General features: G+C 58.4%; 25 protein-coding genes. 11 read left to right on the top strand and 14 right to left on the bottom strand.

Going from position 1 to position 26,260, the window contains the following annotated elements:
- Window positions 1-3 precede the first annotated feature (3 nt).
- The 3 genes from PJL69_RS01985 to PJL69_RS01975 are packed head-to-tail and all read left to right on the top strand — an operon-like array spanning window position 4 to window position 1,313.
- Window positions 4-441 (top strand): YeeE/YedE family protein, encoded by a 438-nt coding sequence (locus tag PJL69_RS01985; RefSeq protein ID WP_271308159.1) that lies wholly within the window; start codon window positions 4-6, stop codon window positions 439-441.
- Window positions 441-875: a DUF6691 family protein gene (locus PJL69_RS01980; protein ID WP_271308158.1), complete on the top strand. Its 435-nt coding sequence runs from the start codon at window positions 441-443 to the stop codon at window positions 873-875. The genes PJL69_RS01985 and PJL69_RS01980 overlap by 1 nt, the downstream gene beginning before the upstream one ends.
- A 9-nt stretch (window positions 876-884) precedes the next feature.
- Window positions 885-1,313 (top strand): TIGR01244 family sulfur transferase, encoded by a 429-nt coding sequence (locus PJL69_RS01975; protein ID WP_271308157.1) that lies wholly within the window; start codon window positions 885-887, stop codon window positions 1,311-1,313.
- 57 nt (window positions 1,314-1,370) lie between these two features.
- On the opposite strand, the gene PJL69_RS01970 is transcribed toward PJL69_RS01975, so the two are convergent.
- The 5 genes from PJL69_RS01970 to PJL69_RS01950 form a co-directional block, all read right to left on the bottom strand.
- Window positions 1,371-2,720, bottom strand: coding sequence for a FliM/FliN family flagellar motor C-terminal domain-containing protein (locus PJL69_RS01970; RefSeq protein WP_271308156.1), 1,350 nt, complete (start codon window positions 2,718-2,720; stop codon window positions 1,371-1,373).
- Between the two features lie 96 nt (window positions 2,721-2,816).
- The gene (locus PJL69_RS01965) at window positions 2,817-5,507 is read right to left on the bottom strand and encodes an ATP-binding protein (protein WP_271308155.1); all 2,691 of its coding nucleotides are present in this window, start codon (window positions 5,505-5,507) and stop codon (window positions 2,817-2,819) included.
- Window positions 5,507-5,779, bottom strand: coding sequence for a hypothetical protein (locus PJL69_RS01960; RefSeq protein WP_209097367.1), 273 nt, complete (start codon window positions 5,777-5,779; stop codon window positions 5,507-5,509). The genes PJL69_RS01965 and PJL69_RS01960 overlap by 1 nt, the downstream gene beginning before the upstream one ends.
- A gap of 52 nt (window positions 5,780-5,831) precedes the next feature.
- On the bottom strand, window positions 5,832-6,200 hold the full coding sequence (locus PJL69_RS01955) for a response regulator transcription factor (protein ID WP_209097368.1): 369 nt from the start codon (window positions 6,198-6,200) through the stop codon (window positions 5,832-5,834).
- An 81-nt stretch (window positions 6,201-6,281) separates the two neighbouring features.
- Window positions 6,282-7,583 carry a helix-turn-helix transcriptional regulator gene (locus tag PJL69_RS01950; RefSeq protein WP_271308154.1) on the bottom strand — a complete coding sequence of 434 codons (1,302 nt, stop codon included), beginning with the start codon at window positions 7,581-7,583 and terminating at the stop codon, window positions 6,282-6,284.
- A gap of 228 nt (window positions 7,584-7,811) precedes the next feature.
- Between PJL69_RS01950 and PJL69_RS01945 the strand changes: the two genes are divergently transcribed.
- The 6 genes from PJL69_RS01945 to acs all read left to right on the top strand — a co-directional run bounded on the left by PJL69_RS01945 (window position 7,812) and on the right by acs (window position 15,224).
- Window positions 7,812-9,164 (top strand): substrate-binding protein, encoded by a 1,353-nt coding sequence (locus PJL69_RS01945; RefSeq protein ID WP_271308153.1) that lies wholly within the window; start codon window positions 7,812-7,814, stop codon window positions 9,162-9,164.
- Between the two features lie 78 nt (window positions 9,165-9,242).
- Window positions 9,243-10,274, top strand: a complete 1,032-nt coding sequence (locus tag PJL69_RS01940) for a branched-chain amino acid ABC transporter permease (protein WP_209097371.1) — start codon at window positions 9,243-9,245, stop codon at window positions 10,272-10,274.
- A gap of 3 nt (window positions 10,275-10,277) precedes the next feature.
- The gene (locus tag PJL69_RS01935) at window positions 10,278-11,477 is read left to right on the top strand and encodes a branched-chain amino acid ABC transporter permease (RefSeq protein ID WP_271308152.1); all 1,200 of its coding nucleotides are present in this window, start codon (window positions 10,278-10,280) and stop codon (window positions 11,475-11,477) included.
- A gap of 12 nt (window positions 11,478-11,489) precedes the next feature.
- A complete protein-coding gene (locus tag PJL69_RS01930) occupies window positions 11,490-12,245 on the top strand; it encodes an ABC transporter ATP-binding protein (protein WP_271308151.1) in 756 nt (251 codons plus the stop codon).
- Between the two features lie 183 nt (window positions 12,246-12,428).
- A complete protein-coding gene (locus PJL69_RS01925) occupies window positions 12,429-13,184 on the top strand; it encodes an ABC transporter ATP-binding protein (protein ID WP_271308150.1) in 756 nt (251 codons plus the stop codon).
- Between the two features lie 93 nt (window positions 13,185-13,277).
- Window positions 13,278-15,224: an acetate--CoA ligase gene (gene acs / locus PJL69_RS01920; RefSeq protein WP_271308149.1), complete on the top strand. Its 1,947-nt coding sequence runs from the start codon at window positions 13,278-13,280 to the stop codon at window positions 15,222-15,224.
- 394 nt (window positions 15,225-15,618) lie between these two features.
- On the opposite strand, the gene PJL69_RS01915 is transcribed toward acs, so the two are convergent.
- Entirely contained in the window at window positions 15,619-16,311 is a 693-nt protein-coding gene (locus PJL69_RS01915) for an SDR family NAD(P)-dependent oxidoreductase (RefSeq protein WP_271308148.1), read from the bottom strand.
- A 190-nt stretch (window positions 16,312-16,501) separates the two neighbouring features.
- On the opposite strand from PJL69_RS01915, the gene PJL69_RS01910 reads away from it, so the two are divergent.
- The gene (locus tag PJL69_RS01910) at window positions 16,502-17,413 is read left to right on the top strand and encodes a DMT family transporter (protein ID WP_271308147.1); all 912 of its coding nucleotides are present in this window, start codon (window positions 16,502-16,504) and stop codon (window positions 17,411-17,413) included.
- Here PJL69_RS01910 and PJL69_RS01905 read toward each other — a convergent pair.
- Window positions 17,370-18,050: a thiamine diphosphokinase gene (locus PJL69_RS01905; protein ID WP_271308146.1), complete on the bottom strand. Its 681-nt coding sequence runs from the start codon at window positions 18,048-18,050 to the stop codon at window positions 17,370-17,372. The two genes, PJL69_RS01910 and PJL69_RS01905, sit on opposite strands and share 44 nt — an antisense overlap.
- Before the next feature lie 141 nt (window positions 18,051-18,191).
- On the opposite strand from PJL69_RS01905, the gene PJL69_RS01900 reads away from it, so the two are divergent.
- Window positions 18,192-20,546, top strand: coding sequence for a hypothetical protein (locus tag PJL69_RS01900; RefSeq protein WP_271308145.1), 2,355 nt, complete (start codon window positions 18,192-18,194; stop codon window positions 20,544-20,546).
- A gap of 45 nt (window positions 20,547-20,591) precedes the next feature.
- Here the strand turns inward: PJL69_RS01900 and PJL69_RS01895 are convergent, their stop codons facing one another.
- The 7 genes from PJL69_RS01895 to nthA all read right to left on the bottom strand — a co-directional run bounded on the left by PJL69_RS01895 (window position 20,592) and on the right by nthA (window position 26,165).
- A complete protein-coding gene (locus PJL69_RS01895) occupies window positions 20,592-22,217 on the bottom strand; it encodes an SDR family oxidoreductase (RefSeq protein WP_271308144.1) in 1,626 nt (541 codons plus the stop codon).
- Entirely contained in the window at window positions 22,214-22,681 is a 468-nt protein-coding gene (locus PJL69_RS01890; protein ID WP_271308143.1) for a thiol-disulfide oxidoreductase DCC family protein, read from the bottom strand. The genes PJL69_RS01895 and PJL69_RS01890 overlap by 4 nt, the downstream gene beginning before the upstream one ends.
- A gap of 126 nt (window positions 22,682-22,807) precedes the next feature.
- Window positions 22,808-23,053: a DUF2842 domain-containing protein gene (locus tag PJL69_RS01885; RefSeq protein WP_271308142.1), complete on the bottom strand. Its 246-nt coding sequence runs from the start codon at window positions 23,051-23,053 to the stop codon at window positions 22,808-22,810.
- 44 nt (window positions 23,054-23,097) lie between these two features.
- Window positions 23,098-24,411, bottom strand: a complete 1,314-nt coding sequence (locus PJL69_RS01880; protein WP_271308141.1) for an adenylosuccinate synthase — start codon at window positions 24,409-24,411, stop codon at window positions 23,098-23,100.
- Between the two features lie 124 nt (window positions 24,412-24,535).
- Entirely contained in the window at window positions 24,536-24,877 is a 342-nt protein-coding gene (locus PJL69_RS01875) for a nitrile hydratase accessory protein (protein WP_271308140.1), read from the bottom strand.
- Window positions 24,874-25,551 carry a nitrile hydratase subunit beta gene (gene nthB, locus PJL69_RS01870; RefSeq protein WP_271308139.1) on the bottom strand — a complete coding sequence of 226 codons (678 nt, stop codon included), beginning with the start codon at window positions 25,549-25,551 and terminating at the stop codon, window positions 24,874-24,876. Before nthB ends, PJL69_RS01875 begins: the two co-directional genes overlap by 4 nt.
- Window positions 25,548-26,165 carry a nitrile hydratase subunit alpha gene (gene nthA / locus PJL69_RS01865; RefSeq protein WP_271308138.1) on the bottom strand — a complete coding sequence of 206 codons (618 nt, stop codon included), beginning with the start codon at window positions 26,163-26,165 and terminating at the stop codon, window positions 25,548-25,550. The genes nthB and nthA overlap by 4 nt, the downstream gene beginning before the upstream one ends.
- Between the last annotated feature and the right edge of the window lie 95 nt (window positions 26,166-26,260).

The following is a 26,260-nucleotide window of genomic DNA, read 5'->3' as shown; positions in this document are numbered from 1 at the left end:
CACATGTTTGATACTCTCTCCTCCGATTGGCTCTGGGGACTGGCTGGTGGCCTTCTCATTGGCACGGGTGGCGCGGTTTTCCTGCTCGCCAACGGCCGTATCATGGGGGCGAGCGGTATTTTGGGCGGCCTGATCGACGGCTCCGGGCGCAGCAACTGGGGCGAACGCGTCGCCTTCTTGTTGGGTGTTTTTGCCCTGCCACTTCTGCTGCTGCCAGCAACGGGCGCGGTCGACACCCATGCAACCACCAACCTGCCGATTTTGATCGCCGCTGGCCTCTGCGTGGGCATTGGCACGCGCATGGCAAATGGCTGCACCTCAGGCCACGGGGTCTGTGGCATGTCGCGCCTGTCCTTGCGCGGCATCGTCGCCACCGTGTTTTACATCCTCGCAGGCGGCTTAACCGTCGCCCTCTTCCGTCATCTTTTGGGAGTGATCTGATGCCCCGTCTCTTTTTTGCATTCCTCGCAGGTGGCCTGTTTGGCACGGGGCTCTTTCTGTCTGGCATGACAGACACAGCCAAAGTTCAAGGCTGGCTTGATGTGTTTGGCACATGGGATCCAACGCTGGCCTTCGTGATGGGGGGCGCGATCATTCCGATGGCCATAGCCTGGCGAATCGCAGAAGGGCGCAAGCCGCTTGTCGGCGCAAGCTTCCCCAAACCCGCAGAGCCAAAAATTGGGCGCAACCTTGTGCTGGGATCGCTTCTATTTGGTGTGGGCTGGGGATTGGCCGGTTTGTGCCCCGGACCCGCCATTGCATCGCTCAGCTACGGCGGATGGCCACATTGGGCGTTTTTTGCAGCCATGCTGGCAGGCATGGCAATCGCTCCAGCCGTGCGCACACAGCTAGACAGAGCGGTTCCTGCCGAGTAAGCAATCTGCATGGATATTCGTCAGATCACCGACCGCTTCTTCGCTGCGCCACAGATTGACGCAGACGATTTCACCGCCCTGGCCGAGGCTGGATTTGGGCTTGTCATCAACAATCGACCAGATGGCGAAGTGGGCCCCGATCAGCATAGCGAAACCATGCGCATTGCGGCGGAAGCGGCAGGCCTAAAATATGTGGTGAACCCGCTGACTATGGAAACCATGACAGCAGACCGTCAGGCCCTGCAACGCGACAGTCTCGCAGCCTGTGAGGGCAAGGTACTGGCCTATTGCCGATCAGGCACACGCTCTACAATCTGCTGGGCCTTGGCACATGCAGGCGACATGGACTCCGACGAAATTGTCAACGCAGCGGCGCAGGGCGGCTATGATATCAGCGGCCTAAAGCCCCATCTCGACAGCATGAAAAGCAACACATAAGCCCCTGACATAAAACAAAAGCCCCGACACTACGGGGCTTTTTTATTGGGTCTGACTTCAGCTTCCGGTCAGATCCATATCGGCCAGCGCCATCGGGTCTCCAATATCGTCGGCCCCAAGCTGGATCAGATCATCCAGATCATCCAGATCGCTGAAGTCTTCACCGCCGTCATCCAGACCGATGCCAAGATCGCCCATCGGTTCAAGCGCAGGAAGGTCCCCACCAAGGTCAGGCAGATCCCCGCCAAGGTCGGGCAAACCGCCGCCATCCAGATCGGGCAGGCCACCTCCAAGATCAGGCAGATCCCCACCAAGATCAGGCAAGCCGCCGCCATCAAGGTCCGGCATGCCGCCCATCGCGGGCAGATCTCCGCCCATATCAGGCAGGCCGCCACTCATATCTGGCAAGGCCCCCGCCACGTCTGGCAGGCCACCACCCATATCGGGCATGCCTCCCATATCAGGCATGTCAACGCCGCCCATATCCGGGGTCGCTGCCAAGCCCGTTGCACTTGCGACCGCGGCTGCCAGCCCCGGCACACACACTGCCCGCATGCCTTCCAGCTGACCAATGCGCGCGTCCGCAATCACTTCGCCGTCCATCGCTTCAAGCTTGGCGGATTTGATCGGGTCTTCCGGCAACACCAGCATTTCGCCCACTTTAAGGGATTGGATCTGCGCAATCGGCATGGTGACCTTACCAATCACCGCATTCAGCGTTGTGGTGGCTTGTTTGATGCTCTTCTGGAACTTCTCGGCGCTGGTTTCAGTGTCTTCGCCTTCGTTTTCGACCAGCACTTCAATGTCTGGGAAAATCCAGGCCATGGTGCCCGATTTCTTGCCATGTTCCAACGTGATGTCCATGACAAACATATGGTAGTCTTGTGCGGTCATCCCCAAAGACAGCGTGCGCCGGTCTGCGGCCATAGCGCCAAACTTGTAGTGCTGCAGCCATTTGGGTGGCACACCTTCCTCGCCGAGATTGCGCACAAAACGCATCAGCGCATCTTCCATCAACGGGGTGATCAGCGCCGCATCCACACGCGTCGGCACACGATCCACAACTGGCCGTGGGATCACCTGCCCAAGCGTCTGAAACTCAACCAGACCTGCCAGCACCTGCATGTCCATCGCCAGAGCGCCGGGTTCGCCATTCTGACCCTCAAGGATTGCCAGCAGGCTCTCTTCGTCCAGAATTTCCTGCAAGGCGCGGTGGGGCAAAGTGCTATGGCTCACCTTGGTCACATCAAGCGCCAGATCAAGCCCCTGCTCAGCCGCTTTGGCCATCCCAAGGCGCATCGCCTTGGTGGGCGACATCGCACGCGCTTTCTGCTCGGTGCTGCCGTCTGTTGCCTTGCGTCGAAGTATGGAGCTGCCTTTGCTCTCGGCCATGTTCGTCACTGCCATAATTGTGGATCCGTTCCACGGCAGATTTGCCCCAATAAGGTTAACAGCACCTCTACAAAGCCGCTAAAACCCAGCCAAAAATCATTCAAAATCTGCTTATTGCGCCGCCAGCGCCGCCGACAGCGGCAAGATCACCCGAAACGCGGCGCCACCCTGCCCCGGCAGATAGTCAATCGAGCCCCCAAGGCGGGTCATGATCTCTCGGCAAATCGCCAACCCGAGCCCCGCGCCGCTGACTTTTTGCACACCGGTGCGGGCAAATTTTTCAAAGATCAAAGCCTGATCGGACTTTGAGATCCCGCTGCCATTGTCGATGAAATCCACAATCAAATGGCCCTGCTCATGGCGCGCGGCAATCTGCAACTCGGGCTTCTCTGCATCGCAATATTTCTGTGCATTTCCAATGAGATTGATGAAAACCTGGCTCAGCCGATCAAGATCCGTGGTCAGGGTCATCTGCTCTGACAACCGGTCGCGCATCACCCTAAGTTCCACATCCTGATTGCCCGTCAATGCGCTGGACAGGGAATGATCCAGCACATCTCCCAATATGCCGCTCTGCTCGTTCAGACTCACCTGACCGTTTTCAAGCACACTCAGATCCAGAAGATCGTCCAGCAGGCGCGTCAGACGGATGGCCTCATCGTGAATGATCGAACTATAGCGCACTTTTTCCTTGGCACTCAGGCGATCACTGTCGCGCAAAATCTCTGAAAAGGCGCGGATTGAGGTCATCGGCGTGCGCAACTCATGGCTGACTTGGCTGAGGAAGGCATCCTTCTGCTCAGAAATCTGCGTGAGCTTCTCATTGGCCTGCCGCAGCTGCCGTGCGGTGCGCGCCTGCTCCTCGGATTTCGCCTCAAGCCGGGAGGAATACTCCATCATCTGCGCGGTTTCATCCGCCACAGCCATCAGATCTTCTACCGAGACGGACGCGCCGCCCACAATCTGCCCGATCATCGCATGGGCCGTTGCCGCCCCGACCGATCCCGCCAGCTCGCGCTCCAGCACCTGCAGAAAATCAGGCGACGGCTCTGGCACCAGCCCGCTCACCCCTTGCCGCCGTGCCTCACGCTCAAACAGGCGCTGCGCCTCACGCGCGCCAATAATGCGCTGCGCCATCACCATCAGATCCTCGCTCTGCGCAAGGCTCCCGCTCCAGCTTTGCGGCGTGCGGCTGTGCTCAAACACATTGACAAATTGCGCCCCCTGCAGCCGCTCCAGCGGTGAGGGAAACCCAACCAGCGAGGCAATGAAAAAGCTCAATGTGTTGAGCAGCATCGACCAGAAAATTGCATGCACCAGCGGATCCATCCCGGTGATGCCAAAAAACGCTTCCGGGCGCAGCCATCCAAGACCAAACGGCCCCTCGCTCAAAACCGCCTCGCCAATCAAAGTGCCGGTCCCGAAACTGGGCAACAACAGCGTGTAGGCCCAGATCAGAAAGCCAACGCTCAGCCCCACAAACGCCCCTGTGCGCGTCGCGCCCCGCCAGAAGATCCCGCCAATCAACACCGGCAGAAATTGCGCCACCCCGGCAAAGGAAATCAAACCAATCGAGGCCAGCGCTGCCCCACCGCCGGACAGGCGGAAATAGAGATAGCCCAGAAACACCACCGCCGCGATGGAGATCCGGCGCGACAGCAAAACCACGTGGCGCACATCGCCAGATACCGTTGCCCCGCCACTTTGCGTGCTCAACCAGATCGGCATCACAATATGGTTGGACACCATGGTCGACAGCGCCAGCGCCGCCACAATCACCATGGAGGTCGCGCTGGAAAATCCACCAAGGAACGACAGCATCGCCAGCCCATCATTGCCGGTGGCCAGAGGCAGAGTCAGCACAAAGAAATCAGGGTTGGTGCCCGGCGGCATCATGTCCAGCCCGACCACCGCAATCGGCACCACAAACAGGCTCATCACCATCAGGTAAAATGGAAACGCCCAGCTCGCAGTGCGCAGATGATCCTCATCTTCGTTCTCAACGACCATGACCTGAAACATGCGCGGCAGACACAGAAACGCAGCAGCAGAGAGAAAAATCAACGTGGCCCAGCGATCACCACGCATTTGCCAGGTGCCGATCTCGCTTGCGTCAATCCTGGCAAAAATGTCGCTCATACCACCAGCGACCCCCCAGACAACAAAGGCGCCCACTGCCAAAAGAGCAAACAGTTTGACAATCGCTTCCACCGCAATCGCCATGACCACCCCGTGGTGGCGCTCATTGGCATCCAGATTGCGCGTACCGAAAATAATGGTGAAAAGCGCCAAGCCAAAGGCCACCAAGAGTGCGTTATTCCCGTGCGTTTCCTCGGTGAGCTCCGCCCCATAAGCATCTGAAAAAACACCAAAACTCACAGTGACTGATTGCAGCTGCAACGCAATATACGGTGTTGTTCCAATCACCGCCAAAATTGTTACGCCCACAGCGAGAGAATTGGATTTTCCGTAACGTGAAGAGATCAAATCCGCAATGGATGTGATGCGCTGCGAGCGCCCGATGCGCACCAGTTTTCGCAACAGCCACCACCAGCCAATCATCACCAGCGACGGCCCGATATAGATGGTCAGATACTCAAGTCCTGAGCGTGCTGCATAGCCAACCGCGCCATAAAACGTCCAGGCGGTGCAATAAATAGACAGTGACAGCGTGTAGATCAGAGGGCTGCGCAGCCATCCGCCTTTGCCATTGATCGCCGCGCGCTCCGCCGCGAATGCCACCAGAAACAGAAAGGCGACATAGATCAGGCAGACGCCCACAAGGATATTGAGCGCCCCCATCAGCGGCCCCTACCTTCCTCCTGCGCATCGCTGCGCTTCATCATGAAGGCAAACCAGCCGCCAAACACCACCAGCCCCAGCCACACCAGAAAGATATAGATGATCGCATCTGAGGTGGCGACGCTGCCTGCGCCCTCTTCCGGCGTCGGCCACAGCAATGGCACAGACCACAGCACAGCCCCCACCACCGGCACCATACGAATGGTGTCGATCAGCCGCCGCCGACGATAGCTCTGGCGCTCCAGAAACGGAATATTGGGTCGATCACTCATCACCCATGCCACTCATCACACCCTTCGCCCCACTTTGCCGCCTTGTCACCGCTCAGCTGACCACCAACTCGCGCACCGCGTCCAACACCTCAGCATTGGAAAATGGCTTGGTCATAAACCGGCTTGCGCCAGCGCGCTCCGCCATTTCTCGGTCTTTCACCTGGCCTTTCGCGGTCAGCATCAACACCGGTATCTTGCGTGTTTCCTCTGCGTCGCGCAATTCGCGCAGAATGTCATAGCCGCTCTTGCCGGGCAGCATCACATCGAGAATCACAACATCGGGCAACGCCTCTGTCACCACACCAACAGCATCATGACCATTGGAATGAGTCGCGACAGACCAGCCGTCTCGCGACAGAATAAAGCTGATTGCTTCGATGATGTTGGGCTCATCTTCGATGACTAGTACATTTTTGCCCATGTAGCCTCCCCTCCCCGAAAGTCCACAAACGGTGGTCCATTTTTAGCGGCGCCTTGGCAAAAGCCAAGAGGAATTCTTCGATCATGCGCGCGCCGCCAGAAGTGAGGGTTCGCGACGGCCATCACATTGATCCAGCGGGCAAACGCGGCAGCTTGATCCCACCGGGGCGCCGGAGTCATCTGCGACATCTATCGGAATGATCAACATATAGGAATGATACAGCGGCGCGAGATTGACCTGCATCTGCCCAATCGGCTCGGACACGGCATAGCAGTCAAAGTCCCGCGCTTCTCGCCCCGTCATCGTCAGACGCTGGCGCAAAGGCTGCATCGGGCGCGACAGGGCCTGAAACAAGGGCCACTTCGGACAAGCGCCGGAAAACCGCGGAACAGCAAACCCCTCCACAGGCTTGCGCAACATCAACGTGCCCGCCGCATCGCACATCACCAGTCCAAATGGCTGCGCCAACAGGCTGTCAGACACCGCAGCAAGGCGCCGCAAGACCGCGCTAAGCGGCGCGCCGGTTTCCCCAGCGATCCGTTCCGGCGCAACTGGGCCGTCCCGCAGCACGCGTGCCATCATCTCGATTGGCAACGCCCGTGCATCCGCGCGCAACTGGCGCACCACGGTCAGCGCCATATCCCGCGCCGCCTCTGTTGTCAGATGCGGCTGGTTGGCCACAAAAGTCTGCAATGCCTCAAGCGGGGCCTCGCCCAGCGCATCAAACTGAAAAGCATGCGCCTGCAACATTGACTCCACTTCCTCAAGCGGCAACGTCATGCCGGCGCGCGCGTCTCCCGCATCATCCAGATAGGCCACCAACTGCTCCGCCCCTTCGGCCAGCCGTTGGCTGTCTTCATTCAGGTTGCGGTGAAAGCGATTGCGCCACTCTGGCTCAAGCTCCTTTGTGTCCGCAAGAATGCCAGCGGTGGATCGGATCGCGGTCACCATGCTCAGCATTTCATGTACTGAGGTCGCCAAATGCGGGTCATGCGTAAGCCGGTCAGTCAAAGTCGCCGCGGTGTGCTCCAGACTGCGCAGGCGCCTGTGCTGCTCTGCGATCAGCGCCGCAAACCCCGGAAATCGGCCGGCAAACTCATCGCTGCGCGCCACTTCAGGCGCAACCGTCTGCGCATCCGCCGCCGCCTCTCGCAGGTTGGCCAGCAATGTCGCCTCAGCCCCCTCGCTGAGCAGCGAAGCCTCCACGCCCAGCGCCTTGGCAATATCATTGAGCAGCTTGCCCCCGATCCGGCGCCGATTGTGCTCGATCAGGTTGAGATAACTCGCAGAAATTCCCACGCGTTCGGCCAGATCAGCCTGACGCACCTTTGCAACCAGACGCCGCTCTCGTATACGGCTCCCAGCCAGTCCGCTTTGTGGCATCACGTCCTCCCAACGTTTCGCTTCAAAAACAACGACCTTCTGCGTCGCAGAATAAGTAATTTACAAATTGCTGCGAAGCAGTGCGAATTACTTTACAAAAAAATTGTTTCAAGAAAAGCAGTTGTTGCGAAATTTTCGGCGCGCCTCCGATAATAAATCTGCACAACTGTGCACGCGACGTCCGGGGAAGAGGAGCCCCTGTCGCACTTTACAAAACGGGAGGATTATATGTCCAAAAGCAACTTTACACGTCGTGGCTTGCTTAAAACGAGCGCTGTCACCGGCGCAGGTCTGGCGCTGCCAACCATCTTCACGGCGCAGTCCGCGCACGCCTACACCAACGAGCCAACCGGCAGCACCGTGACTTTGGGCTTCAACGTGCCACAGACAGGTCCCTATGCGGATGAAGGCGCAGACGAGCTGCGCGCCTATCAGCTGGCGGTTGAGCACCTCAATGGCGGCGGCGACGGCGGCATGATGAACACCTTCAGCTCCAAGGCGCTGCAAGGCAACGGCATCCTCGGCAAAAAGGTTGAGTTCGTCACCGGCGACACCCAAACCAAATCTGACGCGGCGCGCGCCTCTGCCAAGTCGATGATCGAAAAAGACGGCGCCATCATGATCACAGGCGGCTCGTCCTCCGGTGTGGCTGTGGCCGTACAAGCGCTCTGCCAAGAGGCTGGCGTGATCTTTATGGCGGGCCTGACCCACTCCAACGACACCACGGGTAAAGACCGCAAAGCCAATGGCTTCCGCCACTTCTTTAACTCCTACATGTCCGGTGCCGCGCTGGCGCCCGTTCTGGCAGGCGCCTACGGCAAAGACCGTAAAGCCTATCACCTGACAGCCGACTACAACTGGGGCTACACCACAGAAGAGGCAGTGAAAGCCTCCACAGAAGCCATGGGCTGGGAAACCGTTGCCGCGGTGAAAACTCCGCTCACACAGACCGACTTCTCCTCCTATATTGCGCCGGTTCTGCAATCTGGTGCCGATACGCTGGTTCTGAACCACTACGGCGGCAACATGGTGAACTCGCTGACCAACGCGGTTCAGTTTGGTCTGCGTGACAAGCAGGTGAACGGCAAAGACTTCCAGATCATCGTTCCGCTTTACTCTCGCCTGATGGCGAAAGGTGCAGGTGCCAACGTGAAAGGCATCTTTGGCTCCACCAACTGGCACTGGTCGCTGACCGATGAGGGTTCCAAAGCCTTCGTGAAATCCTTCGGCACCAAATATGGCTTCCCACCCTCTCAGGCAGCACACACCACCTACGTGCAGACCCTGCTTTATGCAGATGCCTGTGAGCGCGCTGGCTCTTTTGCGCCATGTGCAGTGGCTGAGGCTCTGGAAGACTATGAGTTTGATGGTCTGGGCAACGGCAAGACGCTTTATCGTGGCGCCGATCACCAGTGCTTCAAAGACGTGCTGGTTGTGAAGGGTAAAGAGAACCCAAGCTCCGAGTTCGACCTTCTGGAAATCGTTGAAGTCACCCCGGTTGAGCAGGTCATGTACCAGCCTGATCACCCACAGATGGGTGGCGCAGAAGCCTCTCTGGGCAGCTGCAACAACGGCGCATAAGCGCGTTTCGGGCGGGCAGCCACATGCCCGCCCCCTTCACGCCTAACCGGCCTCTCCGGACAACATAGGGACGGACCGATGGAAGCAATCATCCTTCAAATTCTGAATGGCCTTGATAAGGGCTCAGCTTATGCGCTGATCGCTCTCGGCCTGACCTTGATCTTTGGCACCCTTGGGGTGGTGAACTTCGCGCATGGGGCGTTGTTCATGATCGGCGCCTTCTGCGCTGTCACCCTCAGCCGCATTCTGACACTCTCTCACACCATCATTGATGAGACAAAAACCGACTTTCTGGGCAACCCGGCCAAGGTCGAAGTGCCTTACGTGCATGATATTTTTGGCGTTGCGACAGGTGACGCCATCATTGACTGGGCCGTCCCGCTGTCGATCCTCTTTGCCATTCCGGTGATGATGGCCGTCGGCTTCATTATGGAGCGCGGCCTGATCAAACATTTCTACACCCGCCCTCATGCGGATCAGATCCTTGTGACCTTTGGTCTGGCGATCGTGTTGCAGGAAGTGATCAAGTATTTCTACGGCGCAAACCCAATCCCGACCCCGGCCCCACAGGCCTTTACCGGGTCGTTTGATTTTGGTGCAGCGCTTGGGTTTGATCCCAATCTGATCATCTACCCCTACTGGCGCATCATCTACTTTGTCTTTGCCGCGCTCATCATTGGTGCCGTGTTTGCCTTCCTGCAATTCACCACCTTTGGCATGGTTGTCCGCGCCGGCATGGCCGATCGTGAAACCGTGGGCCTTCTGGGCATCAACATCGACCGTCGCTTCACCATCATGTTTGGTCTGGCCGCTGCGGTCGCGGGGCTCGCCGGGGTCATGTACACGCCAATCAACTCGCCCAACTACCACATGGGCATGGACTTTCTGGTCCTGAGCTTCGTGGTTGTGGTTGTGGGCGGCATGGGCAGCCTGCCCGGCGCCGTGCTCGCAGGCTTCCTGCTGGGTATTCTTGAGAGCTTTGCCTCCATGCGCGAGGTTCTGGCGATCCTTCCGGGTCTCAACCAGATCATCATCTACCTCGTTGCCATCATCATTTTGCTGACCCGTCCACGGGGCCTTATGGGCCGCAAGGGCGTCATGGAGGAATAACCAATGCTCGGTCTCGAAAAGAAAGATTTCCAGCTCCTGCTGGTGGTTGCCGGGCTGACATTGCTGGCACCCTTCATCCTCAACCCCTTCCCGGAAAGCTCCGCCATGGCGCAGTTCAATGCGGGCTACCCCGATCTGATGCAGCGCTTTGTCATCTTCGGCATCTTTGCCATCGGCTTCAACATCCTCTTTGGCCTGACCGGCTACCTCAGCTTTGGTCACGCCGCCTTCCTGGGTGTGGGCTCTTATGGCGCGATCTGGATGATGAAACTGGTGTCGCTCAATGTGATCCCAGCCATTTTCATGGGCATCATTGTGTCAGGCATCTTTGCTGTTGCTGTGGGGTACATCACCCTGCGCCGCTCCGGCATCTACTTCTCGATCCTGACGCTCGCTTTTGCACAGATGTCTTATGCGCTGGCCTACTCCGTGCTGACGCCCATCACCGGCGGCGAAACCGGCCTGCAGATCAAATCCACCGACCGCCCGCTGCTCTCCAATCTGGAAGAGGGCGAGATTGGCCGTGCCAACCTGTTTGGCATGGACATGCGCGCCAGCTTTGAGCTGAACGTGGGCGACTGGCTCTTCACCTTCAACGCGGGCTACTACATTGCCGCCATCGCCATGCTGGCAAGCTTCTATCTGGCCATCCGCATCTTCCGCTCGCCTTTTGGCATGATGCTGCGTGCGATCAAATCCAATCAGACCCGCATGTCCTACACCGGTCTGAACCCGCGCCCCCACACACTGGCGGCCTTTGTGATCTCCGGCATGTATGCTGGCCTTGCGGGCGGTCTCCTGGTGGCGATGGACACACAGGTCGGCCCAGAGCGAATGTTCTGGACAGCCTCTGGCGAAGTGGTTCTGATGACCATCCTCGGCGGTGTGGGTACGCTGATCGGCCCGGTTCTGGGCGCAGGTGCGATCAAATACATGGAAAACATCCTGTCCAAGATCAACAAGGACGTTTTGCATCAGTGGTTTGCCTTCCTGCCCGATGGTCTTGAGGAGTTCGTGATCACCATCATCTACCCCTTCATCGGCAAAGGCTGGCACCTGACACTTGGCATCATCTTCATGCTTGTGGTGATCTACCTGCCCGGTGGTCTGGTTGAGGGCGGCCAACGCATCGCCCGCGCCCTGAGCCGCAAGAAAACCACCGACGAAGATGGCCCCAAGGCCTCCACAGAACCCGCAGAATAAGGAGACGGACAGATGGGAATTCTCGAAGTCAAAGACGTAGGAAAGCGGTTTGGTGGTCTTCAGGCGCTGTCTGATGTGAACCTTTCCGTTAAGGAAAACAGCGTGCACGCGATTATCGGCCCCAATGGGGCCGGGAAATCCACCCTGCTGAACTGCCTTGTGGGCAAGCTCATTCCAGATACGGGCTCTGTCATGTTTGACGGCCAGTCCGTTCTGGGCCGCACGCCGCATGAGATCAACCAGATGGGCATCTCCCGCGTGTTCCAAACGCCAGAAATCTTTGGCGAACTCACCGTAATGGAAAACATGATGATCCCCTGCTTTGCCAAACGGGACGGGGCGTTTTCACTGCAAGCCATTGCCAATATGTTCAGCGAAAAAGATGTGGTTGAGCGTGCTGAAAACATGCTTGAAGACATGAATATGGCCGACAAGCGTCACATGCATGCAGCCTCCATGTCGCGCGGGGACAAACGCCGCCTTGAGATCGGCATGTGTCTGGCACAAGAGCCGCGCCTGTTGCTGCTGGATGAACCCACCGCCGGCATGGCACGCGCGGATACAAACAACACCATCGACCTGTTGAAACAGATTTCCGACGAGCGCGACATCACCATCGCCATCATCGAACACGACATGCATGTGGTGTTCTCGCTGGCGCAGCGCATCACCGTTCTGGCTCAGGGCACACCGCTGGTGGAGGACGATCCGGAAAACATCAAAGGCCATCCGAAGGTGCGCGAAGCGTATCTTGGTGAAACCGCTTAAGGGAATGAGTGGGATGTGGGTTCTAGTTTTAGTGTTGGTCGAGAGTCAGGAACCTGTCCACGCGGGGAGAGACAACATTCGACAAGTTACCTTTCAAGAATTCACATCTCTAAATATTTGCGCGCAGGTCGGAAAAAACCTCGCTGTTAAATCAGACAATCTTCACTGGGAGTGCGTAGAAAAATGAACGTCAAACCCGATTTCTCCAAAGGCCACAATCTGGCCGAAACCGCCCCCGCCTATCTCTCCGTCTGGAACATGGAGAGCTACTATGGCGAGAGCTATATCGTCCAAAACATCAGCTTCAATGTGCATGAGGGCGAAATCCTCGCCCTGCTGGGCCGCAACGGCGCAGGCAAAACTTCGACCCTGCGGTCCATCGCCCGCATGAACGACCCTCAGGTCACACACGGCGAGATCTGGCTGGATCACCAGCCGCTGCACCTGATGAAATCCTATGAGGCCGCCGGCGCAGGCATCGGTCTTGTACCCGAAGATCGCTCCATCATTCCCGGCCTGACCGTGGAAGAGAACATCCAGCTGGCGCAGATCGCCCCGCCCATCGGTTGGTCGATTGAACGTCTTTATGAGCTCTTCCCGCGTCTGGGTGAGCGCCGCAAACAGGAAGGCGTCACCCTGTCTGGTGGTGAACAGCAAATGCTTGCCATCGCCCGCGCGCTCTCCCGTGACCTCAAGGTCCTCCTTCTGGATGAGCCTTATGAGGGCCTCGCGCCGGTGATCGTGGATGAAATCGAAAAAACCCTGCGCATCATCAAGGAACAGGGCATCACGACCATCATCGTAGAGCAGAACGCCGTGCGCGCGCTGGAGCTCGCCGACCGCGCTGTGATCCTGGATACAGGCTCCGTGGTGTTTGATGGTGCCGCCGCCGAGGTGCTTGGCAACGAAGAGCTGCGCGCCGAATACCTCGCGATTTGATTCAACAAGTTAGGGGGAGGACACACAGCTGGGCTTGACCTCGCGGCCCATCCCCCTAACCTCGCCTCAAATTTGACTTTTCGGGGGGAAACCATGTCTGACAAAACCTACGCGCCATCGGAAGAGATGGCGGCAAACGCCACGATCACCGCAGCGAAATATGACGCGATGTATGCGGCGTCGATGTCTGACCCTGAGGGGTTCTGGCGGGAGCATGGGCAGCGGATTGACTGGATCAAGCCCTACACCAAGGTGAAAAACACCTCTTTCGCGCCGGGCAACATCGACATCAAATGGTTTGAGGACGGCACGCTCAATGTGGCGGCCAACTGTATTGACCGCCATCTGGAAACCCGCGGCAATCAGGCGGCGATCATCTTTGAGCCGGATGATCCCAAAGAGCCGGCCCAGTCGATCACCTATGCAGATCTGCACCGCCGCGTCTGCCGCATGGCCAATGTGCTGGAAAGCATGGGCGTGCGCAAAGGCGACCGCGTGGTGATCTATCTGCCGATGATCCCCGAGGCCGCCTATGCCATGCTGGCCTGCGCCCGCATCGGCGCGATCCACTCGATCGTGTTTGCAGGTTTCAGCCCCGACGCGCTGGCGGCGCGCATCAACGGCTGTGACGCCAAAGTGGTGATCACCGCCGATTACGCCCCGCGTGGCGGGCGCAAGACCGCGCTCAAATCCAACACCGATGCGGCGCTTCTGCACACCAAAGACACGGTGAAATGTCTGGTGGTGAAGCGCACCGGCGAGCAGACCACATGGATTGACGGGCGCGATTACGACTACAACGAAATGGCGCTGGAGGTGGGCGACTATTGCAAACCTGCGGAGATGAGCGCCGAAGATCCGCTGTTCATTCTTTACACATCCGGCTCCACCGGCCAGCCCAAAGGCGTGGTGCACAGCACCGGCGGCTACATCGTTTATGCCGCGATGACCCATGAATACACCTTTGACTACAAAGACGGCGACATCTTCTGGTGTACGGCGGATGTGGGCTGGGTCACAGGCCACAGCTACATCGTCTACGGGCCGCTCGCCAATGGCGCGACCACGCTGATGTTTGAGGGCGTGCCAACCTACCCGGATGCGTCCCGCTTCTGGCAGGTGTGTGAAAAGCACCGGGTGAACCAATTCTACACCGCGCCCACCGCGCTGCGCGCGCTGATGGGGCAAGGCAATGAGTATGTGGAGAAATGTGATCTCTCCTCCCTGCGCATCCTTGGCACCGTGGGCGAGCCGATCAACCCGGAGGCCTGGACCTGGTACAATGAGGTGGTTGGCAAAGGCAATTGCCCGATTGTCGACACCTGGTGGCAGACGGAGACCGGCGGCCATATGATGACCCCCCTGCCCGGCGCCCATGCCACCAAACCCGGTGCGGCGATGAAGCCCTTCTTTGGCGTGAAACCGGTGGTGCTGGATCCGCAGTCCGGTGAGGAAATCGAGGGCAATGCTGTAGAAGGCGTGCTGGCGATTGCCGACAGCTGGCCCTCACAGATGCGCACGGTCTGGGGCGATCACGAACGGTTTGAGAAAACCTATTTTGCCGATTACAAAGGCTATTACTTTGCCGGTGACGGCTGCCGCCGCGACGCGGATGGGGACTATTGGATCACCGGCCGTGTCGATGACGTGATCAACGTCTCCGGCCACCGCATGGGCACCGCCGAAGTCGAAAGCGCGCTGGTGGCGCATGCCGCCGTGGCCGAGGCCGCTGTCGTCGGCTACCCACATGACATCAAGGGGCAAGGCATCTACTGCTACGTCACCCTGATGAACGACCGCGAGCCCTCTGAGGAGCTGCGCAAAGAGCTGCGCACCTGGGTGCGCACGGAAATCGGTCCGATTGCTTCGCCTGACCTGATCCAATGGGCGCCGGGCCTGCCGAAGACGCGTTCGGGCAAAATCATGCGCCGCATCCTGCGCAAAATCGCGGAAAACGACTACGGCGCGCTGGGGGACACCTCCACGCTGGCAGATCCCGGCGTGGTCGACGACCTCATCGAAAACCGCATGAACCGATAGACCTTCCCGATCCCGCGCGTGCACCTCATCGCGCGGGTCACTCCCTGTCGGGCTGGCCCTCGCGTCAGCCCGTTTTTTTGGGAGAGGAGTGGTTTGCGCGGATGGCTTGGAGCCTGACTTTCCACGAAAGCATCGTCCTGAAAATCTAAAACGCTTGGTCTCCACCAAAGCGCAGGAGGCGAAGCCGACCAGCCCCCGCCCCTCCCCGTTTTGCCAGAGGCAAACCTTTGGTTTGACGGGAGGGGGCTTCACCCCAACCCAGGGTCGGGGGCCGGTCTATGTGACTCGTTACATTTGTTGCGGATTTGTTGGACGATGTTTCCAGCACGGAACGAAAGGTAGCTCCGAACCCATTTTACCGGATGCAGCGATGTATAGGAATGTCAGCTATAGTTCAGATTTGGTGAAAACTGTTATCCAAGCACTCAACAATTTCTGATCGTGCTGGGTTGCGAAACAGCTTAGCGTATTTGTACTTAAAAGCTCCGCTCGAAAGCGCTATGATTTGGTCGGCAACCCACTCTGGGTCCAACATCGTTTCAGTGTTCTCATCTGTACCAACCCAGAATGGCGTGTTGATCCTTGAGGGCGCGACAACCAGAACTTTGCCAATTTCACCGTCACGAACAAGCGCTGCCCCAAGCATTCCAAGTCCAGATTTGGTGGCACAGTAGGCTGGCTCAAACTCACGCGGCGTGTACTGGGAACTCGACGTGATCAGCATGATCTTGAGCGGGTTGGAGGTGGAGCGTTTAAGCCTTTGTACCAACATCATAGGCGCTAAAAGACCCACATTCACCATCGTTTGGAGATCTCCGTCTCCGAGGTCATCGATATGGCCTCTTTGAAGGTATCCCGCCGCATAGATCAGTGTATTTACAATAGGAAAGTCTTCGGCGAGCTGATCTATTTCTCGAATTAAATCGCTTGTATTTTCGGTAATCGCCAACGGTTGGAAACGTGCACCTTCTAAGTTCGGGTTTTTGCGCCCAGTGATACAAACGGTATGCCCATCAGTGACGTAATGCCTGGCTAGCTTTTGGCCCACTCCAGAAGAGCCGCCCACGATCAAAATGTTTTTCTTCAACGGTAACCTCTTAACTCTTTTTCACACGGAAAGCTGACATTGATCACCACAGATTGGAAGACCACTCTGTCCGCAAAGCGGAATTTCAGACTAGAACCGCGAACACCCAAATACTAAACAATCTGTCTGATCCACACGCGCGCCACCCAAACCAATTGAACAACCGTTCATCCCCGCCTAACCTGCCCCAATGTCTCATGCTGATCGCCCCCTCCTCGGCATCCTTTTGATGCTTGGCTTCTGCGTGATGGCCCCGCTTGGGGACGCCACCGCAAAGCTTCTCTCCACGGTTCTGCCGCTGGGCATGCTGATCCTGATGCGGTTTTTTATGCAGGGAGCGATCCTGCTGGCCCTCGTGGCGGCCACGCGCCGCCCCTGGCACATTCCGCGTCGTCTGTTTGGTCTGGTGGTCTGGCGCACGCTTTTGCACATTGCGGGCATCGGCTTCATGTTCACTGCCCTGCGCTATCTGCCGCTCGCCGATGCGGTGGCCATCGCCTTTGTCATGCCCTTCATCATGCTCCTGCTGGGCAAATATGTGCTGAGTGAAGAGGTGGGCCTACGCCGCCTTATGGCCTGCGTTGTTGGCTTTATCGGCACGCTTCTGGTGATCCAGCCCAGCTTTGCCGAGGTGGGCGCCCCGGCGCTGCTGCCACTGGGGGTTGCGGTGGTGTTTGCGCTGTTCATGCTGGTCACGCGCCAGATCGTCAAAGAGGTCGACCCCATCGCGCTACAGGCCAGCAATGGGGTGATTGCCACTGTGATCCTGCTGCCAATCTTGCTGATCGGCCATCAGATCGGCATCGCGGAGCTCTCTTTTGTCCGCCCCACCGGCCACATTTGGTGGTTGCTGTTGCTGATCGGTCTGCTTGGCACCGTGGGGCATCTCTTTATGTCTTGGTCGCTGCGCTATGCGCCTTCCACGACACTCGCCTCCATCCAATATGTCGAAATCCCCTTCGCCGCGCTGGTCGGCTGGCTGATCTTTGGCGACTGGCCCAATGCGCTGGCCTCGCAGGGCATCTGTGTCACCATGGGCGCCGGGCTTTATGTGATCTTCAGGGAGCGGGCCAGCCTGCGGGCGTCGCCAGAAGCTGGCTGACCAACAGCCCCAGATGCGCCTTGGGCAGGATCAACAGCATCCCCGGCGCCTCAACCTCAAGCTGCACAACTCCGGTGGCCTCATTGGAGGTGCCCACCATGCCATCCGGCGCAAAGGCGATGCCGTCAATCGGCCATTTCAGCCCCTCAGAACGCCCCTCAACCGCCCCCATGGGAAACAGCGAGAGGCGCGTGCCCGCAGGCACATGCAAGGCCAGCTTTGGTGGCAGCAGGCAGACCACATCGCTCTCGCCAATGATCACACAGCGGCGATCCGCATGGCGCGTCAGCGCATTGTAACAGGCCAGCTCGTGATCCACGCGCGCCCCGGTAAAGCCCACCGCCAGCACAACTGGTGCCAAAATGTGTCGCAAAGCTTTGTCAAAATCCGTGCTGTCTTGTTCTGCAACAAAAATTAACCGTTCTGGCGATATCGATTCTCTTATGTTTTCAGCAAGCGAATCCATGTCCCCGATCACCACATCCGGCAGATGTCCGGCGGCAATACAATGCGCCGCACCGCCATCCGCTGCGATGAGTGTGGACCCAATCTCTAAAGCCGCAGACAGGTCTTCTGATGCCAGAACCCCTGCACCCGCCAAAGTTATTGGCTCTAATTTTTGGACAATTTGGCACATATTGTGGTCGTCTCCTCTATCCCCACGTAGTCGGACACATTTTCGCCCCAAAATCATACTCTAAGTTTCACAGATTCGTTCACGTTTCGACGTTCCTTGAGTGATAGTTTGGTTGCTGAGTAGTGCAAAGGACCCGCAAAGATGGTTACGAATAACAAAGTACTCACGGTTTCATACGGGACGTTCTCCTGCACCCTGGAAGGGTTTGAGGAGTCGTTTGACACAATGAAAGCCATCGCTGAGTACTTCCGCGATCTGGCGGCGGATGATCGGTATTTTGGTGCCGAGCCCCCCACCCCGGACGCAGAAATGCTGGCCCGCATTGCGGAAAAAGAAATTGCACGCCGTGTGAGCGCCCGCATGGATCAGGGCACCATCGTCCTGAGCACCAATGCACCACAGCCCACCGTTGCCACGTCAGCGCCCGTTGCTGCTCCTGCTGCTGCGCCTGTCGCACCAACGGTGGCCCAAAACGTTGCGCCAACGGCAGCCCCAACAACACCAGAGGTTGCATCAACCCCTGCGCCGCAGCCACCACTGGCAGCCGCCCCGCAGGCAGACATCCCTCCTCAAGCGCCCGCGCAGCAAACCTTTGTTGAAGATGTGGCCCCCGCCGCAATCACCCCAAGTGTGACCGATAGCGTGCTTTCTGCCATCGCCAACGACACGCTGGACACCGCGCCCGCAGAAGATGACCTTTACATCGAAGACGCCATCGAAAGCGTGTCCGACGACACCCCGATTGATCTGGGTGCAATCGCCGCTGTTGTCTCCGCCGACGAGCACGCTGAAGAAGAACTGTCAGACACCGCAGTTGAAAATGCCGTTGCCGAAGAGATCGCAGAGACAGCAGATGACACCCTAGAAGAGGCGCTTGAAGAAGAAGCCCTCACCGTGTCTGCCGAAGACCAGGACACAGCAGAAGCGGAAGACAGCGCCGAAGAGCTTCAGGACCATTCTGAAGAGCAGGCAGAAAAGACCGCAGACACACCCGCGACAGATACCGCCAGCGACGACGCGCCGTTGGTTCTGGAAAACGTGGTTGAAGACAGCAGCGACCCCTTTGCCGAAACCGCAACAGAACTCTCTGATTGGGATGCGGAAGAAGACGAGGACAGCACGGCCTACGAAGAGAATTCTATCGCAGCCAAGCTTGAGCGCATCCGCGCTGTCGTTTCCCGCTCCGCCGAAGCCCCGGTAGAGGTGGAGGAAGTCACCGCGGCGGACCCAGCTGAAGACGAAGAACAGACGTCAGAGCGCAACATCTTTGACGAAGCAGATGTCGCCACACCTTCAGAGGAGGAGATCTCCCCAACAGCTGACGCTGAAGCGGGCAACACCGCTCAAACCGAAGAAGCGGTCGCAAATATGATCGCCTCAGAGGCGGATTTGCTTGCAGATGGCGAAGAATACACCGCCGACGCTGCCGAAAGCACGGCAACCACAGAAGACACCCCGCCACTGCGCGCCCGCGTCGTGCGTATGAAGAAAGCGGATTTCGAAGAAGCGGTGGCCGCCGGTTTGCTGGAAGCAGAGCCCGTGGAGGACGACGCAGATCCACAAGATGCGCCAGCCTCCAGCCTGACGCCAGAAGATGAGGCCGAGCTCCTGTCTGAGCTTGCGCAGGTCGAAGCAGAACTGAAACAGGCCGACGCAGAACCCACAGAGAGCGCGGATGAAGCGGATCTGGCGGATGACGCTGAAAACCTCTTTGCCGAAGATCCGTCCGAATCGCCCACGCAAGCGGCGGCCCCCGCCCCCGAACGCGCCGTGCAGACCGAAGCAGATCTGAGCCGCCTTATGGCCAAAGCTGACAGCGAAATGCAGGAGCCTGCGGGCAAAGGCCGCCGCAGCGCAATCGCACATCTGCGCGCAGCTGTGGCTGCCACCCGCGCAGAAAAACGCAACAGACCTGCCGCCAGCGACGCCGACGATACCTCTGCTTATCGCAGCGATCTGGCAAGTGCCGTAGGTCCCGCATCAGACATGGCAGACGCGACCCAGCCTGCGGCCTCACCGCTCAAGCTGGTGGCCGCACAGCGGGTGGATGGTGCTCCCGCGCCTGCAGATAGCTCGGGCACAGAGGCCGCCCCAACCAAACGGGCCCCGCGCCGCATTCCTGTGCGCCCACGTCGTATCTCCGCAGACCAGTTTGACCGCGACGAAGCGGCACGGGCTGCTGCGCCAGTCAGCTCTGGCAACGCCACACTGAATGGGTTTACGGACTATGCCAAATCCGTTGGTGCCACACAGCTCCCCGAAAGCGTAGAGGCCGCAGCGGCCTATTTGACCTATGTGGAAGGCGTGCAGCGCTTTACCCGCCCAATGCTCATGCGCATGGCACGCGAGGTAAACATTCCACAATTCACCCGCGAAGAAGGGCTGCGCAGTTTTGGCCAGCTCCTGCGTGAGAAAAAGATCGAAAAACTCGCCGGTGGCCGCTTCACCGCGACGCAGGCGATCAACTTTCAGCCACGCGACCGCGAAGCGGGCTAAGACCTTCTCAGATCACGACAGAGACCCGGCCCTTGGCCGGGTTTTTTATTGCGTTTGGGAGACTGGCTCCAGATACCCTTGGTAGCGCACAATCAGCGCGTCCCCAAACGGCATGCGCAGGGACACGTCAAAATTAAAGCGCCCTTCGGCCACGAACTCGCGCGTTTCACTCTTGGGCAATGCCCAACGCGGCAAGGGAACACCGCAAACCCAGCCCCGGCGCAGCGGCATGGTCACCTCGCCATCAACGACCTCTAGGTCGACCTCAAACAGAAATGCGCCAAAGCGTTCCCGAAACCGCCCAGGCTCTGGCGCGGGGGCGCAACGGGATTGAAACCGCTGTGCACCAAACGTCCGCACCCAAAGCTCCCCCTCCGCTTCCCGCGTTTTGGTCACCGTGACTGGACAGGCCTCGGCCTCGTTTGGAAACCCAAAAAACCACGCCGTCAGCCGCGCAGGCAAACTGCGCCCCCGCGAAATCTTCGCCTCACCGTTGAAGTGAGACACATCAATAACATTGTGTAAGTATCTAGATTGAAATCTTAAATTTGACCAATCCTCACCAAACGCCCGTTGAAAATGCGGGGTAAACACCTCGGCGTTTTGCACCGCATCAACAGAAAGATCTGCGAAAGCTTTCTGCATTTCGTACAGCGATACTTCCGATAAACCTGCCCTTGCGCCCGGTGCAATCTTCCGAAGATTTCGCACGACCGCGCGGGCAGCCACCGCTGGTATATAAGGGCCCTCTCCCGCCTCTGCGGTCAAACACCAAGTTCGGCACAGATAATCATCTCCGACTCGCCCAATCACATCTACCCGCATACCCCCGCGATCTGTGCCAAACCGCTCCAGCATTTGTGCCACGACTTGAAACAGCCGCAGCCGTCCGGCGGTAATCTCAAATGGCCAAAAACGCCTGACAGCCGCGACGATCTGCATGCCTCGATTCAGCACACTCAATTCCATCCCCGCCCGAAACATTACCGAGCGCGCAGAAAAGAAGTTCGGAAAAAGACGCACATCTGGCACTTCTATAAAGTGCCCAGTCCGCACAAGCCCCGGCGCCAATACGACGCGGCGTGCATCGCTCCAAACCCGTTGCGTTTGCCAGCGACCTCCGCGCCACACCTTTACGGGCTGGCCCAATTGAGACAAAATGCTCGACATCACCGAGGTTCCGCGCGGTGCACGATTTCCCGGAAGAATCGCAATTTCGATCAGGTGAATGTCGTGCATGTCTTTGGTTAGTTCTGACGCGACAACACTGGAAAGTCCCGGGACACTGGAAACCCCGGAGAGAACCCGCCGCCCCGCCGCTCGCGCCGCGTCATCAAGCTCTTCGATCCCTGCTGTAAATTGGGCACTGTCAGACAGATCAAGATAGTCTGCGCCGATCTCCAGACACAGTTTAGCCAGATGGTACACATCCCCGCCATAGGCTTGAAACGGCCCAACGGCATCAATCACTACATCAGGAGCCAACGCCCCCAGCGCCTCTGGGTTGGCATGAACATCAAAGGCACACGCTTCGCAACCCAACTTCGCAGCCTGCTGCTCAGCCTTTTGTCGGTCACGACCGACCACGACAACGGTCTCGCCATCGCGTACCAGCAATTCTGCCAGGCGGCTGCCAAACACGCCATAGCCACCAAGGACAACGATCTTCACTTCAACAAAAGCCTCGCTTTAAGCCGCTGATCAGGCAGGGCGCACATGTCTGTTCGGCCAAACAGCGCATAGCGGTTGCGCGCGATCCGGCGATAGATCCAGTCCTGCACCGGGCGCGGTAAAATCCGGAGTGGGCGCAGCGCATGCCCGATGCCGCCGACTTCCGCCCCTGCCCGGATCATCGCATCCAATGAACTGTACGCCCGCCCGTCAATGATCAGCAGCCAGCTTTCCGGGTCCTCTGGTTTCAGGTCATAGTGGGCAAGCAAAGCGGTCCCAAGTTCGGTCTGGCCCGGACAAATACGAAACCGTGCCGCGTGGTCGAACCGTGCAATCATCCGCGCGCCAAAGCTGCACAGCGCACAGTCGCCATCCATCACAGCCACAGGTCCACTGTCGTCAAAATCCGCAATCTCAGGATCATCGCGATAGGAATACGGGGCTCGTTCGGGAAGCTGCGCCATGGCCAGTCTCTGTCTTACCTGTGTCCAGCCTCGCAGACCAGCACCAGATACACAACCCCAAGCTGCACAACGACAAACGGCGACACCATCGTGTCGCCGCCACTCTTGTATCCTGTCACAAACTGCTTATCGCGGGTCGTCGTCAAACCGGGGCTTTTCCGCATCTGGGTCCGCCTGACCGATGCCTTTGAACACCGACTTAAACGGAAACACCCAAACAAGTCCCAACCCGACATAAAGCGCCAAAGTGCCAAGGAAAGAGTTTGGCGAAATCGTTGTGGCCAGAACAGAGGCCACTAGGATATAGACGGGCAGCCCCACCACCAAAACCAGAAGCGCCATGCGACGTCGTGCCTTGTAGCTTAGGGCCATGTCATCCTCTCCTTTTTACGTCAAACTCACTTTGGTTTACGTGTTCAGTCCGCAAACGGATCGGTCACCAGAATGGTGTCTTCACGCTCTGGGCTGGTGGACAAAAGTGCCACCGGGCATTCGATCAGCTCTTCCACGCGTTTCACGTATTTGATCGCATTGGCGGGCAGGTCGTTCCAGCTGCGCGCACCTTCGGTGCTTTCGCTCCAGCCTGCAATCTCCTCATAGATCGGCTTACAGCGCGCCTGCTGATCCGCCGCTGTTGGCAGATAGTCCAGCGTTTCGCCATCCAGATCATAGCCCACGCAGATTTTCAGCGTTTCAAAGCCATCCAGCACGTCCAGTTTGGTCAGGCAGATGCCTTTGATACCAGAGGTTGCACAGGTCTGACGCACCAGCGCGGCATCAAACCAGCCACAGCGGCGCTGACGACCCGTGGTGGTGCCAAACTCATGGCCACGGGTGCCAAGGCGCTCGCCATCCGCATCCGGTGTGCCATCTTCTTTCAGCAGCTCGGTTGGGAATGGGCCTTCGCCCACACGGGTGGTGTAAGCTTTCACAATGCCCAGCACATAGTCGATGGACCCCGGCCCAATGCCCACGCCAGTGGCGGCTTGGCCCGCGATCACATTGGAGGAGGTCACAAAAGGATAAGTGCCAAAATCAATGTCCAGCAGCGCGCCCTGCGCGCCTTCAAACAGGATACGTTTGCCTGCTTTGCGCTTCTCGTTCAGCACTTTCCATACAGGTGCCGCATAAGGCAGAATGTCTTTGGCTATGTCTTTGAGCTGTGCAATGAGCGCATCGCGATCGATCGGTTCCACGCCCAGACCTTTGCGCAGCGGATCGTGGTGCTGCAATGCACGGTCCACACGCGCTTCCAACGTCGCTTCGTCGGCCAGATCGGCAACACGGATCGCACGGCGGCCCACTTTGTCTTCATAGGCTGGGCCAATGCCACGCCCCGTGGTGCCAATCTTGGTGCCTTTGGAGGCCGCTTCTTCGCGCGACCGGTCAAGCTCACCATGAAACGGCATGATCAGCGGCGTGTTCTCCGCAATCATCAGCGTTTCTGGCGAAATTTCCACGCCCTGCTGGCGCACTTGGCCAATCTCAGTGATCAGGTGCCATGGATCCAGCACCACACCATTGCCAATCACCGACAGCTTACCACCGCGCACAACGCCAGATGGCAGCGCGTGCAGCTTGTAGACTTTCCCGTCGATCACCAGAGTGTGGCCAGCGTTATGTCCCCCTTGGAAACGTGCGATGACATCGGCACGTTCGCTGAGCCAGTCAACGATCTTGCCTTTTCCCTCATCGCCCCACTGAGCGCCTACAACAACAACATTGGCCATATCCGGTCCTTTGCAGAGAGTTCAAACCCGCGCCCTTGTAGCGATGTTGATTGAGGTGCGAAACCGCAAACTGCGCCAAAGCGTACAACTGCCGCAATTTCTCTCGCAGGACGCGCATCTGGCCTCAACCAGCGACCTCCCCCGCCGCCAGATGTACCGGTGCGCCATGGGGTGTGTTCAGATAGGCCCGTGTCCAGCCTTCTTTCAGATCCCGCAACACCGCGGCTTCTGCCACGCCCAAATCCTGCAAGAACCCTTCCAGCGTCTCCAACCAGGCATTGAAGTAGTCTTCCCCGCCATCCAGCTCTTTGGCCAACCCGTGTGCTTTTAAAGTGGCCCCAAAGCGCTCCGCCCAATCCGGCCAGTCAAAATGCCCCGCCTCATTCAACGCAACGGTGATCGCAAAAAGCTGTGCATGCCAAGGCGCTTCAAACGCAGGCTCCGGCCTGCCGCCACACCATGTCATTCTGCGGGCTCCAGATAGCTTTCCCACAAATCCAACACGACCTCATCACGCGGATCGGCCTCTTCGCCCCACAGCTCTTGCGCCGAAAACCGCACCGCATAAAGCGGCTCTGCCGACTCTCCCTGAAAATGCGCGTTGCTGTCAGGAAACACATGTGCGCCATGCTGCAAGACCACCTCGCCTTTGGCCCCGCTGGCATAGGTTGGCAGGCGCGTGTGCCCGCCCTGCACCATCACATTGCGCGCAGGCCGCCGTGTCTGCACCTTTGCGCCCACCGCAAACTGCGGCGCAGCGGCCTCGCGTGTATAGGCGCTGCCATTCATCAGCGCGCCAGTGACCGCCCCGGGCTTCGCCGCACGCTCCGCCACAGGCGACACGCCATCCGCCTGACCGCTCGCCAGCTCTGCTTCCGTCAGAACACCGCGCGCCACCATCAGATCGGCAAGCCCGCCCATCCATTTCTCATAATAAGAATACCGCGTGTAGTCCTGAGGGCTCAGCAACTCGCGTGCATGGCGGGAGGCATCAATGTTCCACTGCCCCAGAAAGCCACAGGCCACATTCAATGCAAGCGCCCGTTTGTGCCAGTCTTTTGCCTCTGAAAAATCATAGCCATCCGTCGGGTCCACAGGCCCCGTGCCCAGACGCCCCCCCATATCATGTATCCGGCTCATGCTTCTGGCGCCTTTGCCAATGCGGTGCCAATCATGCTGTCCCGCGTGATCAGAGCTGCCAGAGCATCCTCGCTCATGCCCTCGGTGTCGGCGGGCCGCTGCGGCACCACCAGATAGCGCACTTCTGCCGTGCTGTCCCAAACCCGTACTTTCTGACCCTCAGGCAAACTTACGCCAAACTCCGCCAAAATCTTACGTGGCTCCCGCACCGCCCGCGCCCGGTAAGCATCGGACTTGTACCATCCCGGCGGAATGCCAAGCAGCGGCCACGGATAGCAGCTGCAGAGCGTACAAACGACCATATTGTGGGTCTCATCCGTGTTCTCTACAAACACCATATGCTCGCCCTGACGCCCATAAAGCCCCATATCGCGCAACGTCGGCATCGGATCAGCCATCATCTGCGCATGAAAATCCGGGTCCGCCCACATCTTGGCCACAACTTGTGCACCGTTCTGCGGGCCAATCTTGTTCTGATAAAGATCAATGATCTCATCCAAAGCAGCTGGATCTACCAAGCCTTTGTCCGTCAACAGAGTTTCCAGCGCCTTCACCCGCAAAGCAGGGTCAGACGGCAAATGTGAATGCGGGTGGTCAGCGTGATCATGTGGCATGTGCTGGAGCCTGCCATCCGCACTTGAACCTGTCCAGTCACGTCATGGATAGGGCGCTATTTTGCCTTGAAACTGCGCCTCAACAAAGGGATCGC

Source organism: Shimia sp. MMG029 (genome assembly GCF_027947445.1).
In the GTDB taxonomy this organism is placed as follows: domain Bacteria; phylum Pseudomonadota; class Alphaproteobacteria; order Rhodobacterales; family Rhodobacteraceae; genus Shimia.
Note: the sequence above shows the minus strand (reverse complement) of the source record. Positions and strands in the feature narration are given on the sequence as shown.

What these genes read in the sequence shown, in the direction of transcription:
- PJL69_RS01905 (WP_271308146.1), bottom strand. Translation starts at nt 18,050, where the DNA reads ATGTGCCAAATTGTCCAAAAATTAGAGCCAATAACTTTGGCGGGTGCA.
- PJL69_RS01960 (WP_209097367.1), bottom strand. Translation starts at nt 5,779, where the DNA reads ATGAGTGATCGACCCAATATTCCGTTTCTGGAGCGCCAGAGCTATCGT.
- PJL69_RS01925 (WP_271308150.1), top strand. Translation starts at nt 12,429, where the DNA reads ATGAACGTCAAACCCGATTTCTCCAAAGGCCACAATCTGGCCGAAACC.
- PJL69_RS01980 (WP_271308158.1), top strand. Translation starts at nt 441, where the DNA reads ATGCCCCGTCTCTTTTTTGCATTCCTCGCAGGTGGCCTGTTTGGCACG.
- PJL69_RS01970 (WP_271308156.1), bottom strand. Translation starts at nt 2,720, where the DNA reads ATGGCAGTGACGAACATGGCCGAGAGCAAAGGCAGCTCCATACTTCGA.
- PJL69_RS01910 (WP_271308147.1), top strand. Translation starts at nt 16,502, where the DNA reads ATGTCTCATGCTGATCGCCCCCTCCTCGGCATCCTTTTGATGCTTGGC.
- acs (WP_271308149.1), top strand. Translation starts at nt 13,278, where the DNA reads ATGTCTGACAAAACCTACGCGCCATCGGAAGAGATGGCGGCAAACGCC.
- PJL69_RS01880 (WP_271308141.1), bottom strand. Translation starts at nt 24,411, where the DNA reads ATGGCCAATGTTGTTGTTGTAGGCGCTCAGTGGGGCGATGAGGGAAAA.
- PJL69_RS01885 (WP_271308142.1), bottom strand. Translation starts at nt 23,053, where the DNA reads ATGGCCCTAAGCTACAAGGCACGACGTCGCATGGCGCTTCTGGTTTTG.
- nthB (WP_271308139.1), bottom strand. Translation starts at nt 25,551, where the DNA reads ATGAGCCGGATACATGATATGGGGGGGCGTCTGGGCACGGGGCCTGTG.
- PJL69_RS01930 (WP_271308151.1), top strand. Translation starts at nt 11,490, where the DNA reads ATGGGAATTCTCGAAGTCAAAGACGTAGGAAAGCGGTTTGGTGGTCTT.
- PJL69_RS01975 (WP_271308157.1), top strand. Translation starts at nt 885, where the DNA reads ATGGATATTCGTCAGATCACCGACCGCTTCTTCGCTGCGCCACAGATT.
- PJL69_RS01945 (WP_271308153.1), top strand. Translation starts at nt 7,812, where the DNA reads ATGTCCAAAAGCAACTTTACACGTCGTGGCTTGCTTAAAACGAGCGCT.
- PJL69_RS01900 (WP_271308145.1), top strand. Translation starts at nt 18,192, where the DNA reads ATGGTTACGAATAACAAAGTACTCACGGTTTCATACGGGACGTTCTCC.
- PJL69_RS01940 (WP_209097371.1), top strand. Translation starts at nt 9,243, where the DNA reads ATGGAAGCAATCATCCTTCAAATTCTGAATGGCCTTGATAAGGGCTCA.
- PJL69_RS01875 (WP_271308140.1), bottom strand. Translation starts at nt 24,877, where the DNA reads ATGACATGGTGTGGCGGCAGGCCGGAGCCTGCGTTTGAAGCGCCTTGG.
- PJL69_RS01935 (WP_271308152.1), top strand. Translation starts at nt 10,278, where the DNA reads ATGCTCGGTCTCGAAAAGAAAGATTTCCAGCTCCTGCTGGTGGTTGCC.
- nthA (WP_271308138.1), bottom strand. Translation starts at nt 26,165, where the DNA reads ATGCCACATGATCACGCTGACCACCCGCATTCACATTTGCCGTCTGAC.
- PJL69_RS01965 (WP_271308155.1), bottom strand. Translation starts at nt 5,507, where the DNA reads ATGGGGGCGCTCAATATCCTTGTGGGCGTCTGCCTGATCTATGTCGCC.
- PJL69_RS01950 (WP_271308154.1), bottom strand. Translation starts at nt 7,583, where the DNA reads ATGCCACAAAGCGGACTGGCTGGGAGCCGTATACGAGAGCGGCGTCTG.
- PJL69_RS01955 (WP_209097368.1), bottom strand. Translation starts at nt 6,200, where the DNA reads ATGGGCAAAAATGTACTAGTCATCGAAGATGAGCCCAACATCATCGAA.
- PJL69_RS01985 (WP_271308159.1), top strand. Translation starts at nt 4, where the DNA reads ATGTTTGATACTCTCTCCTCCGATTGGCTCTGGGGACTGGCTGGTGGC.
- PJL69_RS01890 (WP_271308143.1), bottom strand. Translation starts at nt 22,681, where the DNA reads ATGGCGCAGCTTCCCGAACGAGCCCCGTATTCCTATCGCGATGATCCT.